Source organism: Mesocryomonas fontinalis, from assembly GCF_055730125.2.
In genome coordinates this window covers 181,371-195,451 of record NZ_JBUZWG020000006.1, presented here as the reverse complement: position 1 = coordinate 195,451, position 14,081 = coordinate 181,371, and the positions used below count along the sequence as shown (strand labels likewise).

Annotated in this window: 14 protein-coding genes; 3 read left to right on the top strand and 11 right to left on the bottom strand. The window is 68.1% G+C overall.

What is annotated here, in order from left to right:
• Positions 1 to 47 precede the first annotated feature (47 nt).
• Genes ACZL02_RS16150 through ACZL02_RS16140 form a run of 3 tightly spaced genes read left to right on the top strand, consistent with a single transcriptional unit; the run spans position 48 to position 1,904 of the window.
• On the top strand, positions 48 to 665 hold the full coding sequence (locus ACZL02_RS16150; RefSeq protein ID WP_472939283.1) for a class I SAM-dependent methyltransferase: 618 nt from the start codon (positions 48 to 50) through the stop codon (positions 663 to 665).
• Positions 666 to 696: 31 nt separating this feature from the next.
• Entirely contained in the window at positions 697 to 1,320 is a 624-nt protein-coding gene (locus ACZL02_RS16145; protein WP_472939282.1) for a class I SAM-dependent methyltransferase, read from the top strand.
• Entirely contained in the window at positions 1,317 to 1,904 is a 588-nt protein-coding gene (locus ACZL02_RS16140) for an NADPH-dependent FMN reductase (RefSeq protein ID WP_472939281.1), read from the top strand. The genes ACZL02_RS16145 and ACZL02_RS16140 overlap by 4 nt, the downstream gene beginning before the upstream one ends.
• A 289-nt stretch (positions 1,905 to 2,193) precedes the next feature.
• On the opposite strand, the gene trpB is transcribed toward ACZL02_RS16140, so the two are convergent.
• From trpB to polA, 11 genes are all read right to left on the bottom strand, one after another.
• Positions 2,194 to 3,414, bottom strand: coding sequence for a tryptophan synthase subunit beta (trpB, locus tag ACZL02_RS16135; RefSeq protein ID WP_472939280.1), 1,221 nt, complete (start codon positions 3,412 to 3,414; stop codon positions 2,194 to 2,196).
• Positions 3,411 to 4,118 carry a phosphoribosylanthranilate isomerase gene (locus ACZL02_RS16130; protein WP_472939279.1) on the bottom strand — a complete coding sequence of 236 codons (708 nt, stop codon included), beginning with the start codon at positions 4,116 to 4,118 and terminating at the stop codon, positions 3,411 to 3,413. Before ACZL02_RS16130 ends, trpB begins: the two co-directional genes overlap by 4 nt.
• A 136-nt stretch (positions 4,119 to 4,254) precedes the next feature.
• Positions 4,255 to 4,755 (bottom strand): cytochrome b, encoded by a 501-nt coding sequence (locus ACZL02_RS16125; protein WP_472939278.1) that lies wholly within the window; start codon positions 4,753 to 4,755, stop codon positions 4,255 to 4,257.
• 157 nt (positions 4,756 to 4,912) lie between these two features.
• The gene (locus ACZL02_RS16120) at positions 4,913 to 5,656 is read right to left on the bottom strand and encodes a M48 family metallopeptidase (RefSeq protein ID WP_472939277.1); all 744 of its coding nucleotides are present in this window, start codon (positions 5,654 to 5,656) and stop codon (positions 4,913 to 4,915) included.
• 214 nt (positions 5,657 to 5,870) lie between these two features.
• Positions 5,871 to 6,290, bottom strand: coding sequence for a DUF2852 domain-containing protein (locus ACZL02_RS16115; RefSeq protein ID WP_472939276.1), 420 nt, complete (start codon positions 6,288 to 6,290; stop codon positions 5,871 to 5,873).
• A gap of 210 nt (positions 6,291 to 6,500) precedes the next feature.
• Positions 6,501 to 7,238: an aquaporin Z gene (gene aqpZ, locus ACZL02_RS16110; RefSeq protein WP_472939275.1), complete on the bottom strand. Its 738-nt coding sequence runs from the start codon at positions 7,236 to 7,238 to the stop codon at positions 6,501 to 6,503.
• A 192-nt stretch (positions 7,239 to 7,430) separates the two neighbouring features.
• Positions 7,431 to 8,933: a polyhydroxyalkanoate depolymerase gene (locus ACZL02_RS16105; protein WP_472939274.1), complete on the bottom strand. Its 1,503-nt coding sequence runs from the start codon at positions 8,931 to 8,933 to the stop codon at positions 7,431 to 7,433.
• Between the two features lie 97 nt (positions 8,934 to 9,030).
• Positions 9,031 to 9,558, bottom strand: a complete 528-nt coding sequence (locus tag ACZL02_RS16100) for a GNAT family N-acetyltransferase (protein ID WP_472939273.1) — start codon at positions 9,556 to 9,558, stop codon at positions 9,031 to 9,033.
• A 56-nt stretch (positions 9,559 to 9,614) separates the two neighbouring features.
• Positions 9,615 to 9,905, bottom strand: coding sequence for a DUF1330 domain-containing protein (locus ACZL02_RS16095; RefSeq protein WP_472934293.1), 291 nt, complete (start codon positions 9,903 to 9,905; stop codon positions 9,615 to 9,617).
• 32 nt (positions 9,906 to 9,937) lie between these two features.
• Positions 9,938 to 10,639: an orotidine-5'-phosphate decarboxylase gene (pyrF, locus tag ACZL02_RS16090; protein WP_472939272.1), complete on the bottom strand. Its 702-nt coding sequence runs from the start codon at positions 10,637 to 10,639 to the stop codon at positions 9,938 to 9,940.
• A gap of 312 nt (positions 10,640 to 10,951) precedes the next feature.
• On the bottom strand, positions 10,952 to 13,891 hold the full coding sequence (gene polA / locus ACZL02_RS16085; protein WP_472939271.1) for a DNA polymerase I: 2,940 nt from the start codon (positions 13,889 to 13,891) through the stop codon (positions 10,952 to 10,954).
• Between the last annotated feature and the right edge of the window lie 190 nt (positions 13,892 to 14,081).

The window sequence follows — 14,081 nt, the reverse complement described above, 5'->3', positions numbered from 1 at the left end:
CAAGCCGCCCCTGGCGGACGGATGCGGCGGAAAGATCGGCAGGACGCATGACAGTCTCGACGCCGCTGAAAGCCAGCGACCCCCGCAACCGCTCGGTCGACGATGCCCGCTTCTTCAAGGGCTGGCTCCGGCGACCTCTGCAGATGGGTGCGGTGTCCCCCTCGTCGAAGGCGCTGGGGCGGACGATGGCGGCGGCGGTGCCGGTCGAGGCGGTCCTTGCCGGCGGCATGGCAGTGCTGGAACTCGGCCCTGGCACGGGCGTCGTCACGCAGTGCCTGCTGGATGCCGGCGTTCCGGAGGAAAGCCTCGTCCTCGTCGAGTACTCGCCGGAGTTCTGCGTCCTCCTGCGCGCCCGCTTTCCGAAAGCCCGGATCGTCCAGGGCGATGCCTACTGCGAGAGCGCGGATGTCGTCGCGGCGCTCGCAGCGCGCCCGGTCGGCGCCGTCGTCTCCAGCCTGCCGCTGTTCACCAAGCCGGATGCGGTGCGCGAAGACGTCATCGCCGCAGCGCTCGCCCGCCTGCCGGCCGGCCACCCTTTCATCCAGTTTTCCTATGCGCTGACGCTGCCGGTGAAGCCGGCAAGGGTCGGCGCCGCTGTGGAGATCAGCGCCTGGGTAAAGCGAAACCTGCCGCCGGCGCGGGTTCTCGTCTATCGTCGGCCCTGACGCCAGCCGGCATCGGCGGCAGGAGAACAGCATGAAAGACAATCGCATGGCCGCCGAGGATCGCAGTGGGGATTTTGGCCGCTTCTTCGCCACCTGGGCCCGCAACCCCCTGAAGATCGGCGCCGTCGCTCCCTCCTCGCCGCACTACGGCGCGATGATGGTCGAGAAGGCGACGACGGCGCTGGAAGGCCCGATCCTCGAGATCGGCCCGGGGCTCGGCGTCGTCACGCGCGCGCTGATCGAGAAAGGCATCGCGCCGGAGCGGATCACCGCCATCGAATACGATCCAGATTTCGCCCGGACGCTGCGGCAGCGTTTCCCCCGTGTCGACGTCATCCAAGGCGACGGCTTCCGGCTCGACGAGACGCTCGGTGCCCGCAAGGCGGAAAAATTCGCGGCCATCCTGTTCGCCGTGCCCGTCGCGCATCTCGGCCAGGAGGAGAAACAGAAGCTGTTCTGCGACTACATTTCCCGCCTCAGCCCCGGCGGCAACCTGACCCAGCTGTCCTACCTAATGACCGCGCCCGTCAAACCGGTTGCCGGGGTGTTCGGCGTCTCGTGCTCGCCGATTGTCTGGCGCAACATTCCGCCGGCGCGGGTGTGGATCTATACGCCCGAAGGCTCGCGCGGCGACACCGCGGGGGACGCTCGATGAGCCCGCGCATCCTCGTCCTTCCGGGCTCGGCGCGTACCGGCTCCTACAACAAGAGGCTGGCGCTCGAGGCGGCGCGCCTCCTGGCGTTGAGCTATGCGACCGTTTCCTTCGTCGACCTCGCCGACTACCCGCTGCCGCTCTACGACGGCGACCTCGAGGAGGCGTCCGGTGTGCCGCAGAAGGCGGTGCAGCTCGCCGAGAGGATCGCCGCGCAGGACGCCATGCTGCTGGTCAGCCCGGAATACAACGCCTCCGTCCCGCCGCTCCTGAAGAACGCGCTCGACTGGGTCAGCCGCGTGCGCAAGGTGGAAGGCCGTCCGCTGCAGCCCTACAAGCAGCTGGTCGTCGGCTTGGCCGCCGCCTCGCCCGGGCGTCTCGGCGGCCTGCGCGGGCTCACCGCCCTCCGCCCGATCCTGATGTCGCTCGGCGCCGAGGTGATGACGCCGCAGCTAGCCCTCAACGACGCCGCCACCGCCTTCGACGAGCGGGGCCGCCTGGCGGACGAGCGCCAGCGTCTCGCCCTCGACGCGCTGATCCAGCAGCTGATCGACCAGGCCCAGGCGCTCGGCCGGCACCAGCCTTAAACCGTAGATTTGGAAGCTTGGAAGCGCCGGGGTTTCAGCTGCCCTCTTCTCCCCTCCCGGGGAGAAGGTCGCGGCAGCGGGATGAGGGGTCGGCGCAGATGCTCCCAGAAAGAGCGCTGAGCACCCTTCCTGTCGCCCCCCTCATCGGCCTGCCGGCCACTTCTCCCCGGAGGGGCGAAGAAGGCGGCTGGGCCGTCGAGGCTTTCGTCAGAACGACCCACTTTTGTCAGGCCGTCCCGTAATTGTCAGGCCGTCCCGTAATTGTCAGGCTGTCTCGTAACCGGCCCGCCTAGATCTCCATCCCCAGATGCTTGGCGACGGTGTGGACGTCCTTGTCGCCGCGGCCGCAGAGATTCATGATGATGATCTTGTCCTTGCCCATCTTCGGCGCGCGCTTGATCACTTCGGCGAGGGCGTGGCTCGGCTCCAGCGCCGGGATGATGCCCTCGGTGCGGGTCAGCATCTGGAAGGCGGCGAGCGCCTCGGTGTCCATGATCGGGACGTAGTCGACCCGGCCGGTATCCTTCAGCCAGGAATGCTCGGGGCCGATGCCGGGATAGTCGAGGCCGGCCGAGATCGAATGGCCTTCCTTGATCTGCCCGTCGCTGTCCTGCAGCAGATAGGTGCGGTTGCCGTGCAGGACGCCGGGCGTGCCGGCGGTGAGCGAGGCGCAGTGCTCCTCGCCGTCGAGGCCGCGCCCGCCGGCTTCGACGCCGACGATCTCGACCTCCTTGTCGTCGAGGAAGGGATGGAACAGGCCGATGGCGTTGGAGCCGCCGCCGACGGCGGCAACCAGCATGTCCGGCAGCCGGCCCTCGGCCTCGAGGATCTGCTCCTTCGCCTCGCGGCCGATCACCGACTGGAACTCGCGCACGAGCTCCGGATAGGGATGCGGGCCGGCGGCGGTGCCGATGATGTAGTAGGTGCTGTCGACATTGGTCACCCAGTCGCGCAGCGCCTCGTTCATCGCGTCCTTCAGCGTGCCGTGGCCGGAGGTGACCGGCACCACCTCGGCGCCGAGCAGCTTCATGCGGAAGACGTTCGGCGACTGCCGCTCGACGTCGGTCGCGCCCATGTAGACGACGCAGGGAAAACCGAAGCGCGCGGCGACCGTCGCCGACGCCACGCCGTGCTGGCCGGCGCCGGTCTCGGCGATGATCCGCGTCTTGCCCATCTTGCGGGCGAGGAGGATCTGGCCGAGGCAGTTGTTGATCTTGTGGCTGCCGGTGTGGTTCAGCTCGTCGCGCTTGAAGTAGATCTTCGCGCCGCCGAGCTCTTCCGTCAACCGCTCGGCGAAGTAGAGCGGCGAGGGCCGGCCGGTATAGTGCTTGTTGAGATAGGCCAGCTCTTCCTGGAAGACCTTGTCCTGCCGGGCGTGCTTCCAGGCATCCTCCAGCTCGAGAATCAGCGGCATCAGCGTTTCCGCGACGAAGCGGCCGCCGAAGATGCCGAAGCGGCCGTCCTCGTCGGGACCGGCGCGGAAGGAGTTGGGAGCGGGCGTCTGGTTCACGATATCATCCGTTCCGGCTCGGCGAGAGCCGCGTGAGGGGAAGGCGTCCCCGGGGAAATTCCGCTGGCGGCGTCGCCGAGAGCATCGAAGAACGCCCCGATGAGGCCGAGGTCCTTGACCCCCGGGGCGCTCTCGACGCCGGAGGAGACGTCGATGCCGGACGGCTTCGCCTGCTGCAGCGCCGCCGGGATATTGCCGGCGTTGAGGCCTCCGGAAAGCATGTATGCGACATCAGCGTCAAGCGCGGCGAGAAGCCGCCAGTCGAAGGAAACGCCATTGCCGCCGGGAAGATCCGACCCTCTCGGTTTCTGCGCGTCGAGCAGCAGGAGATCGGCGATGCCGCGGTAGGCGGTGATGCTTTCGATGTCCTCGGCCGAGCCGACGGAAATTGCCTTGATCACCGGCAGGCCGAAACCCGCCTTCACCGCGGCGACGCGGGCCGGCGTCTCGTGCCCGTGCAGCTGCAGCATGTCCGGGCGAACCCGGCGGACGATCTCGCCGAGCAGCGCGTCGTCCGCATCGACGGTGACGACGACGAGCGCAGCGCCCCTCACCGCCGGCCGCAGCGCTGCCATTTCGTCGATGCCGAGATGCCGGGGGCTTTTCGCGAAATGGATGAAGCCGACATGCGTGGCGCCGCGCGCCAGCACGGCGGCAATCGCCGCCTCGGTGCTCAGTCCGCAGATCTTGATGTCGAGCGTCATGCGTTGTCCTGCCGTGAAGTCAGGCCGGATTATCGCCCCGTTCGGCCGGCCGTGTAAAGCAAGACGCCCGCCCGGCGGCTGCCGGACGGGCGTCTTGCCGGCTTTCCGGCCGGTCGTTGCGGGTCGGTGCGGCGCCTTACCGCAGCTGGGTCATCCGCCCGAGCGCATTGGTGCGGAAATAGAACTGCTGCGCCAGCGCGCCGAGGATATGCAGGCCGATCAGCACCAGGAGCGGCGTCCAGAGCAGGGTGTGCAGCTGCGCGATGCCATCGATGCCTGACAGCCAGGCGGCAAGGCCGAGGGCCGGCATCAGAAGGAGCACCGCGTACATCGCGGCGTGCGTCACCTTGGACAGGAGCAGCGCCCAGTGCGGCTCGGCATCCGAGTGCGGCGGACGGCCATTGCGCAGCCGGTCTGCCAGCCGCAGGGCCGCCGCCACCAGCACGACCGATCCGGTGATGATGTGGACCCAGCCGTAGAAATGCGTCTCGGGGGTCAGGAGCTTGCCTTCGGTGGTGGCGTCCCAGAGCCCCTCCATCGAGTCGCTGACCAGATATTGCACGACGAGAAGAACGACGATCAGCCAGTGGAGGATGACGTTCAGCTTCGTCCAGTGGGCGCGGGCGGGAACAGACATGCGGATAAGCCTCCAGGTGGACGACCCGCGCGATCCTGTCGGGCGGCACGCTGCCTTAGCGCGACCCGCCCCGCCCTGACCTCTCTCTGACTATACGGCTTGGTAATGCGGCCATCCGAGGCTGACGGCACGGCGCGGCGTTTCAGTCGAAGCGGCCTCAGTCGAAGCGGATCGCATGCAGCGAGGCGCCCTCGCGCTTCAGCCAGGCACGGCCATGGTCCATGTCGGGGCACAGAAGCCGGCACAGCGCCCAGAAGGCCGGGCCGTGGTTCATCTCGCGAAAATGCGCCACCTCGTGGGCGGCGAGATAGTCGAGCACCGCCGGCGGCGCCATGACGATCCGCCAGGAAAAGGCGAGTTTGCGGTCGCTGGTGCAGGAACCCCAGCGGCTGACCGTATCCTTCAGCGTCAGGGCCCGCGGCTGCAGCCCGACGCTGGCGGCGTGCCGCTCGACGGCCGCCTGCAGGTCGCGCCTCGCCTCGCGCTTCAACGCATCCTGGACACGCCGGGCGAAATGCCCGGCCTCCCCGCCGACGAGCAGCCGGTCCCCCTCGAAGCGGGCGCTGCGCCGACCCGGCTGGTGCAGGACGGTCAGCGTGCCCCCGCGGAACGGCAGGACGGCGCCCGTGCCGACCGGCAGCGGGGTGGCCGCGCCGGCCATGCGGCTTTCGGCCCAGCCGCGGTGGCGTTCGATGAAGTCGAGGATGGCGCGGTTGGTCGCCCGCGGCGGCGCGGTGACGGACAGCGAGGCGGCGCCGGGTGCCAGACGCATGATCAGCCGCTTGGCCCGCGGATTGCGCCGGACCAGCAGCGGCACGCTGCCGGAGGCGAGCTCCACCCGTTGCGGCAGGACCTCGGCGGCCTGGCGCGGCGGCCGTGTCAGGAATTTCGGGAGCTGCATCGGCCTGGCTCGAATCGGGATCGCATCGCGGCGACTGGACCATGCCGGCCCAAAAAAAGCGACGGCAGCCAAGGCCACCGTCGCTTCATCGTCTGTCCGGCATCGCTCGGTCGTATCGGACCGGGCGCTCCCCTGCGAGGGCATCGCCCAGCTATTTTCGGCGGGGGCCGCTGCAGGAGGGGTTGCAGCGGCCCAGCCATCGCGAGGCTGGTCCTTAGAGGTCGATCGTCGTCGCCGGGGCGCCGGTGCGGCGGCTGGCCATGAAGCGGTCGAACTCTTCCGAGTCCTTGGCGCGGCGCAGTTCGCGCGCATAAGCCTCGAACTCCTCGCTCGCCTGCATCAGCTTGCGGCGCTCGGCGTCGAGCCGGGCGAGTTCCTTCTCGCGCCAGTCGTCGAAGGCGACGTTGCCGGTGCGCGGGGTGGCGAAGGGGTTGGTGGCGCCCGTGCGCTTCAGGCCGCCGAAGAAGCGGTCGGTGGAACGGCCGACATCGTGCCGAAAGCTCTCCAGGCGGTCGCCCCAGAGTATATAGCCGATCATGGCAAGGCCCAGCGGCCAGTAGACCATGAAGCCGACAACCATCAAAGCAATCGTCGCCGGCGTCCAGGCCGGACGGATCAAAGCACGCGAAGTCATGGAGCTGTTCCTCTCGAAGAAACCTGCGACGCATCCAGCATCGCGATAGTTTCGAGATGGCCCCGATCGATTTGACGTTCAAGAACGACAGAAATAAATTCGGCAGGCCTTGTACGACACAGCGCCGCCTTCTTCGATGCTGTCGGGAAGGGCCGGCGGCAGATACGGTGCCTCAAGCCCCGCCATTGCCAGACGGGAGCCGGGTGGCGGTCAGGCCGTCCGCTCTTCGACGATGACGGTGTCGATGACGACGGCGGGCTCGTAGAGCCATTTCGCCAGCGCGCCGGCGACGACCGCCCCGAGGATCGGCGCCAGCCAGAACATCCAGAGCTGGCCGACATACTCCCCGCCGGCGAAGAGAGCCGGTCCGGTGCTCCGCGCGGGGTTTACGGAGGTGTTGGTCACCGGGATCGAGATGAGGTGGATGAGGACGAGGGCAAACCCGATGGGAATGCCGGCAAAGCCGGTGGCCGCGCCCTTCGACGTCGTCCCGATGATGATGAAGAGGAAGAAGAAGGTGGCGAGGAACTCGGTCAGGAAGCCGGCCGCCAGCGAGAACTTGCCGGGGCTGAGTTCGCCGTAGCCGTTCGACGCGAAGCCGCCGGGCACCCAGTCGGGCTTGCCCGAGGCGATGAGGTAGAGGACGCCCGCGCCGGCGATGGCGCCCGCGACCTGGGCGAGGATGTAGGGAAAGACGTGCTTGTTGGCGCAGCGTCCGGCGGACCAGAGGCCAAGCGTCACCGCCGGATTGAAATGGCCGCCGGAGATATGGCCGACGGCATAGGCCATGGTGAGCACGGTGAGGCCGAAAGCGAAGGCGACGCCGAGAAAGCCGATGCCGAGTTCGGGGAAGGCCGCCGACAGCACCGCCGCGCCGCAGCCGCCGAAGGTCAGCCAGAACGTGCCGAAGAACTCGGCGCTCGCCCGCTTTAGAGTATCCCTGTCCATTGCTATGCCTCCCTGAGCAATAACCAGCGCTATTGTCAGGTGACGCCTTCCCGCTTCTTGCGTCAAGACTGTCTCCGCAAGAACGGCATCGGGGTATCGACCGTTCTTGGGAACACCTCAACCATCGGTTACTTGGTCGCAAGGACCCGGCAATGGCCCGGCAGCGGAAAGCGATGGACCGCGGCTTTTCCGTCAGGCTTTGGTCGGCGTCTCCGGCGGGGCGGCCGGCTTGGTCCCGCGCGATGCCGGGGTGCCTTTTACGGCCACCGGCCGCTTCAAGCCCGCAGTCGCCGCGGCTTCGGGCTGCTCGGACTTGCCGGACACGGGCTTGCCGGTCAGAGGCGGCTTGCCGGCCGCGGGCTTGTCAGCCAGAGGCGGCTTCGCGAGGCTTGGCGCCGTAGGCTCGGTGACGGTCGCCGGCGCCGCGGCGCCCGCGGCCTTGCGGGGCAGCTTGGCGGAGGCATGGGTGGTGCCGTGCGTCAGCGCGAAATCGACAATGCGCGGTGCGATCTCGGCGCGGTAGCGCGAGCCGTTGAACACGCCGTAATGGCCAACCTTCGGCTGGAGATAATGCACCCGCTTCTCCGGCGGGATCGACGAGCAGAGGTCCTGCGCGGCACGGGTCTGGCCGACGCCCGAAATGTCGTCGTTCTCGCCCTCGACGGTGAGCAGCGCCGTGCGGCGGATTTTCGAGAGGTCAATGCGCTCGCCCCGGTACAGCATCTCGCCGCGCGGCAGCGCGTGGGTGATGAACACGCTCTCGACGGTCTGCAGGTAGAACTCGGCCGTGAGGTCCATCACCGCCATGTATTCGTCGTAGAATTCGCGGTGCTTCTCGGCGCTGTCGCCATCGTTCTGGACGAGATGGCCGAAGAACTCGCGGTGCGCCGTCACGTGCCGGTCGAGGTTCATCGACATGAAGCCCGAGAGCTGCAGGAAGCCGGGATAGACGTCGCGCATGAAGCCCGCATGCGGAAATGGCACCTTCATGACGACATTGTCGCGGAACCAGTCGATGCCCTTGTCCATCGCCAGCGTGTTGACCGCGGTCGGGTTGATGCGGGTGTCGATCGGGCCGCCCATCAGCGTCATCGTGGCGGGGGCACAAGGGTCGTCCTTGGCCTCCATTGCGGCCACCGCCATCAGCACCGGCACCGCCGGCTGGCAGACCGCCATGACGTGGGTGTCCGGCCCGAGGAACTGCAGCATCTCGATGACGTAGTCGACGTAGTCGTCGAGGTCGAACTTGCCGGCGGCGACCGGCACGGTGCGGGCATCCTCCCAGTCGGCGATGTAGACATCGGCATAGGGCAGCAGCGCCTCGACCGTGCCGCGCAGCAGCGTCGCATAATGGCCGGACATCGGCGCGACGATGAGCAGGCGCGGATCGGCCTTGTGGCTTGCCGGCAGTGCGCGCTCGAAGTGCAGCAGCCGGCCGAAAGGCTTCTGCCAGACCGGCTTGTCGACGACGGGAATGCGCAGGCCGTTGACCACGGTCTCGTGCAGGCCGAATTCCGGCTTGCCATAGACCCGCGTCGAGCGCTCGAAGACCTCGGCCATCGCGGCGAAGGATCGGCCGGCCTCGGTCTGGGACATCGGGTTCATCGGGTTCTGGTAGAACATCCGCGCGGCTTCGGCGAAGGCGCGCATCGGCGCCACGGCGGCATGGTTCCACTCGTAGAACTGATACAACATCGAAGCCTCCCGTTATTGTTACAGCACGCTACCATCTTCTATTGCAGTGCACAAAGTACGCCCGGACCAGCGACGGTTCAAATGCATGGGCATGACGTCACAGCCATTTGACCAGCACCCGCCGTTCTTCCGGCGACGCGTCCGGCGGGCATTCTGCCTGCCAGCGTTCCTCCAGAATAGCCGGCAGGTCTTGCCGGGAGATTGCGGTGAAGCCGGAAGCCTCGAAGAAGGGGGCGGTCGTTTGCGCGGTGGTGAGGCCGAGGGCACGGTGGAAGAACCAGCCGGCGCGCGCGACGACGGCGCCAAGAAGCGCCCGCCCGACGCCTTGCCCCGCCTGCTCCCGCGTGACGTAGAGCCCGGCGAGCCAGTAGAGCTCGCCGAGATCGCCCGCAGCCGCAAAGCCGATGGGCACGCCGGCCTTGGTCTCGGCGACGAAGATCTCGTGTTGCAGGAGCCAAGCGACGAAATCGCCGATCGGCTGGACGGGGGCTTCCACGGCGGCAGGAACGCCCGCCGCCCGCGCGCGGATCGCCTGCAGCGCGGGTGCCTCGCCCGGCTCCATCATGCGGATGCGGAAACCCTTCGGCGCCATCTTGCGGAACCAGTCACGCTTGCGTTTGGCCATGCCTCAGAGACTGCCGGGGAAATCGCTGAAGCCGATGCCATCGACCGGCAAGGCGGTCAGGCGACGCCCTCGACGATCAGCAGCTCGGACTCGGCGCATTCCTGCCGGATCTTCACGGCCACCTGGTAGGCCGGGCTGTCGTAGCAGGCTTTCGCCTTTTCGGCGCTCTCGAACTCCCAGACGACGTTGCGGGCCCGCGCCTGGCCCTCCAGCGGGGTCACCGCGCCGCCGCGGACCACAGCCTTCGCGCCGAACTCGGCGAAGGCGGGAGCGGCGGCGGCGAGGTAGTCCTTGTAGCGCTCGGGGTCGCGGACATCGACGCGGGCGATCCAGTAGGCTTTCGGCATGGTGATGGCTCCTGGGATTGAGGCCGGCCGTTTCAGGCGGCGGCCATTTCGGCAAGGATGGCAAGGGCGGCGGCCCGCGGATCGGCCGCCGCGATGATCGGCCGGGCGACGACGAGGTGCGAGGCGCCGTCGCGGATGGCGTCCGCCGGCGTCGCGATGCGCTTCTGGTCGCCGGACGAAGCGCCCGCCGGGCGGATGCCGGGGGTGACCAGCGCCATGTCCGGCCCGATAATCTGGCGGAGGGCTTGCGCCTCCTGCGCCGAGGCGACGAGGCCGCCGATCCCGGCATCGCGGGCTTGCGCCGCCCGGCGGGCGACGAGTGCCTCGACCGTCCCGGCATAGCCCGAGGCGGCAAGGTCGGCCTCGTCAAGCGAGGTCAGGACGGTGACCGCCAGCACCAGGAGGCCGGAGCCCTCGGCCGCCTTCGCCGCCGCCGTCATCGCATGCGGATAGGCGTGGATCGTCGTCATCGCGGCGCCCATGCGGACGATGCTCTCGATGCCCTTCTCGACGGTGTTGGCGATGTCGAGCAGCTTGCAGTCGAGGAACACCTTCTTGCCGGCACGGGTCAGTTCTTCCACCAGCGGCAGGCCGCCGGCGAAGACCAGCTGGTAGCCGATCTTGTAGTGCGAGATGCTGTCACCGAGCGTCTCGACGATCGCCTCGGCCTCGGCCCGGCTGGAGACGTCGAGCCCGACGATCAGGCGCTCGCGCAGGGCGGAAGTAGTCGACATGGAAGTCTCCGGATCGCGCCGGAAAAATCCGACGGCTTCGGAGGCCCGGACTAGCGTATCAATCCATCAGGATCAATCGCGACGGCTGAGCTGCCTTCGGCAGCGAAGGAGAAGCGCGGCGGCGACGTGATGATCTCCCCACCCGAGGGGGAGATGTCGCCGAAGGCGACAGAGGGGGGCGAGCTGCCGCGGCTTGTCCCGCATGAGCATTTCCGAGGGCTATGCCGGCTCGCTTGGTCAAGTAGCGGCGCACCACCCCCCTCTGCCCTGCCGGGCATCTCCCCCTCGGGTGGGGAGATCGGAACGTCATCGTCAGTGCGCCTCGTCCCAGTTCAGGGCGGCGCGCGCGTCGACCACCAGCGGCACCGAGAGCGCGACGCGCGGCACGGCGGCGTTTTCCATCACCGCCTTGACCACCGGGATCGTCGCCTCGATCTCGTCGTCGGGCACCTCGAACACCAGTTCGTCGTGCACCTGCAACAGCATCCGCGCCGAGAGCTTGGCTTCGGCCAGCGCGTCCTCCATGCGGATCATCGCGCGGCGGATGATGTCGGCGGCGGTGCCCTGGATCGGCGCGTTGATCGAGGCGCGCTCGTTGAAGGCGCGCACCGATGGGTTGGCGTGGCGGATGTCGGGATAGTGCGCCCGCCGGCCGAACAGCGTCTCGACATAGCCGTGGCGCTTGGCGAAGTCCTTGGTCGCGTCCATGTAGTCGCGGATGCCGGGGAAGCGCTCGAAGTAACGGCGGATGTAGAGGCCGGCCTCCTCACGCGGGATCGACAGCTGGTTGGCAAGGCCGAAGGCGGAGATGCCGTAGATGATGCCGAAGTTGATCGCCTTGGCGCGCCGCCGGATGTCCGACGGCATGCCCTTGACCGGCACGCCGAACATTTCCGACGCGGTCATCGCGTGGATGTCGATGCCCTCCTGGAAGGCGAGCGTCAGCTGCGGGATCTCGGCCATGTGGGCGAGGATACGCAGCTCGATCTGGCTGTAGTCGGCCGACAGCAGCTTGTGGCCCTCGGCGGCGACGAAGGCGGTGCGGATCGCCCGGCCCTCTTCGGTGCGGACGGGGATGTTTTGGATGTTCGGTTCGGCCGAGGAGAGCCGGCCGGTGGTGGTCGAGGCCATCGAGAACGAGGTGTGGATCCGGTCCTCGCGGTCCATGTAAGCCGGCAAAGCGTCGGTGTAGGTGCCCTTCAGCTTGGTCAGCTGGCGCCAGTCGACGATGTGCCGCGGCAGGACGTGGCCCTCGGCGGCAAGGTCCTCGAGGACCTTGGCGTCGGTCGACCATTGGCCGGTCTTGGTCTTCTTGCCGCCGGGGAGGCCCAGCTTGCCGAAGAGGATGTCGCCGAGCTGCTTCGGCGAGCCGGGGTTGAACGCCTCGCCGGCCATCTCGGCGATCTCCGACTCCAGCGCCGCCGCCTTCTGGGCGAAGCGACCGGAGAGGCGCGACAGGATCTGCCGGTCGGTGCGGATGCCGCGCTGCTCCATGCGCGCGAGCACGGCGACCAGCGGCCGCTCCAGCCGCTCGTAGACCGAGATCAGACCCTCGGCGACGAGGCGCGGCTTCAGCACGCGCCAGAGGCGCAGCGTCACGTCGGCATCCTCGGCGGCGTATTCGGTGACGCGGGCGATGTCGATGCTGGCGAGCGGCTTCAGCGACTTTCCGGAGCCGCAGAGCTCCTTGTAGCTGATCGGCTTGTGGCCGAGGAAGCGCTCGGACAGCTCGTCCATGCCGTGCCCCTCGAGCGAGGAGGACGCGTCGAGCGCGTAGGAGATCAGCATCGTGTCGTCGAAGCCGGCAATGGCGATCCCGTAGCGCAGCATCACGAGGTAGTCGTACTTGAAGTTCTGCCCGATCTTCAGGATCGAGGCGTCCTCCAGCACCGCCTTCAGGATCTCCTGCGCCGGGCCGAGCGGCACCTGCGCCCCGACGCCAGCGCGGCTTTCGTCGCTGGCGAGGAGGTCGCCTGAATCAGCCGAGACATGCGCCAGCGGCAGGTAGGCCGCCTCGCCCGGCCGGACCGCGAAGGAGACGCCGACCAGCTCGGCGGTCATCGCGTTGAGCGAGGTGCTCTCGACGTCGAAGGCGAGGATCCCGGTCTCGCGGGCCTTTTCCATCCAGGCGAGAAGCGTCTCGGCATCGCGGATGGTCACATAGGCGCTGCGGTCGAAGCTCTCGGCGGACGCTGCCTCGCGGCGCGCGGCGACAAGGTGCGCCGGCGCCATCGGCAGCAGGCCCGCCCCTTCCGCCGGAACGAACCCCGCGGTGCGGCCCGCGCCGCCCTGCGGGTCGAGGTCGGGCCCGCGCGCCGGGCCGTCGACGGCGATCGCGGCGGACGGAATGGCGCTGGCGTCCTCGCCGAGCACGGCGGCAACGCGCCGCGTCAGCGTGTTGAACTCCATCGCCTTCAGATAGGCGATCAGCTTCTCGCCGTCGGGCTCGTGGATGAACAGGTCATCCAGCGGCACGTCGAGGTCCATGTTCTGGTCGAGCGTCACCAGCTTCTTCGACAGCCGCGCCTGGTCGGCGAATTCGATCAGGTTGTCGCGGCGCTTGGCCTGCTTGATCTCGCCGGCCCGCGACAGCAGCGTCTCGAGGTCGCCGAAGGTGTCGAGGAGGTCGGCGGCGGTCTTCGGACCGATGCCCGGCACGCCCGGCACGTTGTCGGAGCTGTCGCCGACCAGCGCCTGCAGGTCGATCATCTTCTCGGGGTAGACGCCGAACTTCTCCTTCACCTCCTCCGGACCGAGGCGCTTGTCCTTCATCTGGTCGTAGAGGATCACGCTCGGCCCGACGAGCTGCATCAGGTCCTTGTCGGAGGAGACGATGGTCACGTCGCCGCCGGCCTCGACGGCGAGCCGCGTATAGGTCGCGATAAGGTCGTCGGCCTCGAAGCCCTGCTTCTCGATGCAGGGAAGGTCGAAGGCCCGCACCGCCTCGCGGATCAGGCCGAACTGCGGCACCAGATCCTCCGGCGGGGCCGAGCGGTTGGCCTTGTACTGGTCGTAGAGCTCGTTGCGGAACGTCGTCGAGGAATGGTCGAAGATCACCGCGAAATGCGTCGGCACGACGCCGACCGAGGTGTCCCGCGACTCTTCCACCAGCTTCCAAAGCATGTTGCAGAAACCGGCGACGGCGCCGACCGGCGTGCCGTCGGATTTTCGCGTCAGCGGCGGCAGCGCATGGTAGGCGCGGAAGATGTAGGCCGACCCATCGACCAGGAAGAGATGATCGCCTTTTTTCATCCCCGCTGCCTATCGCGGCGGGCGAAAAGAGTCCATCCGAGCCGCCCCGTCGCCGGCCTGCTCTGCCCCCGGTGCGGCAGCGGACGGACAGCCGCGACCACCGAACCGCCAAGCCCGCGGCATCGCTCGGTTTTGTTGCGAATTCTTGCTGGAGACTTGGCGATCCTTTCCGAATGTTTAGGTTTTCTCA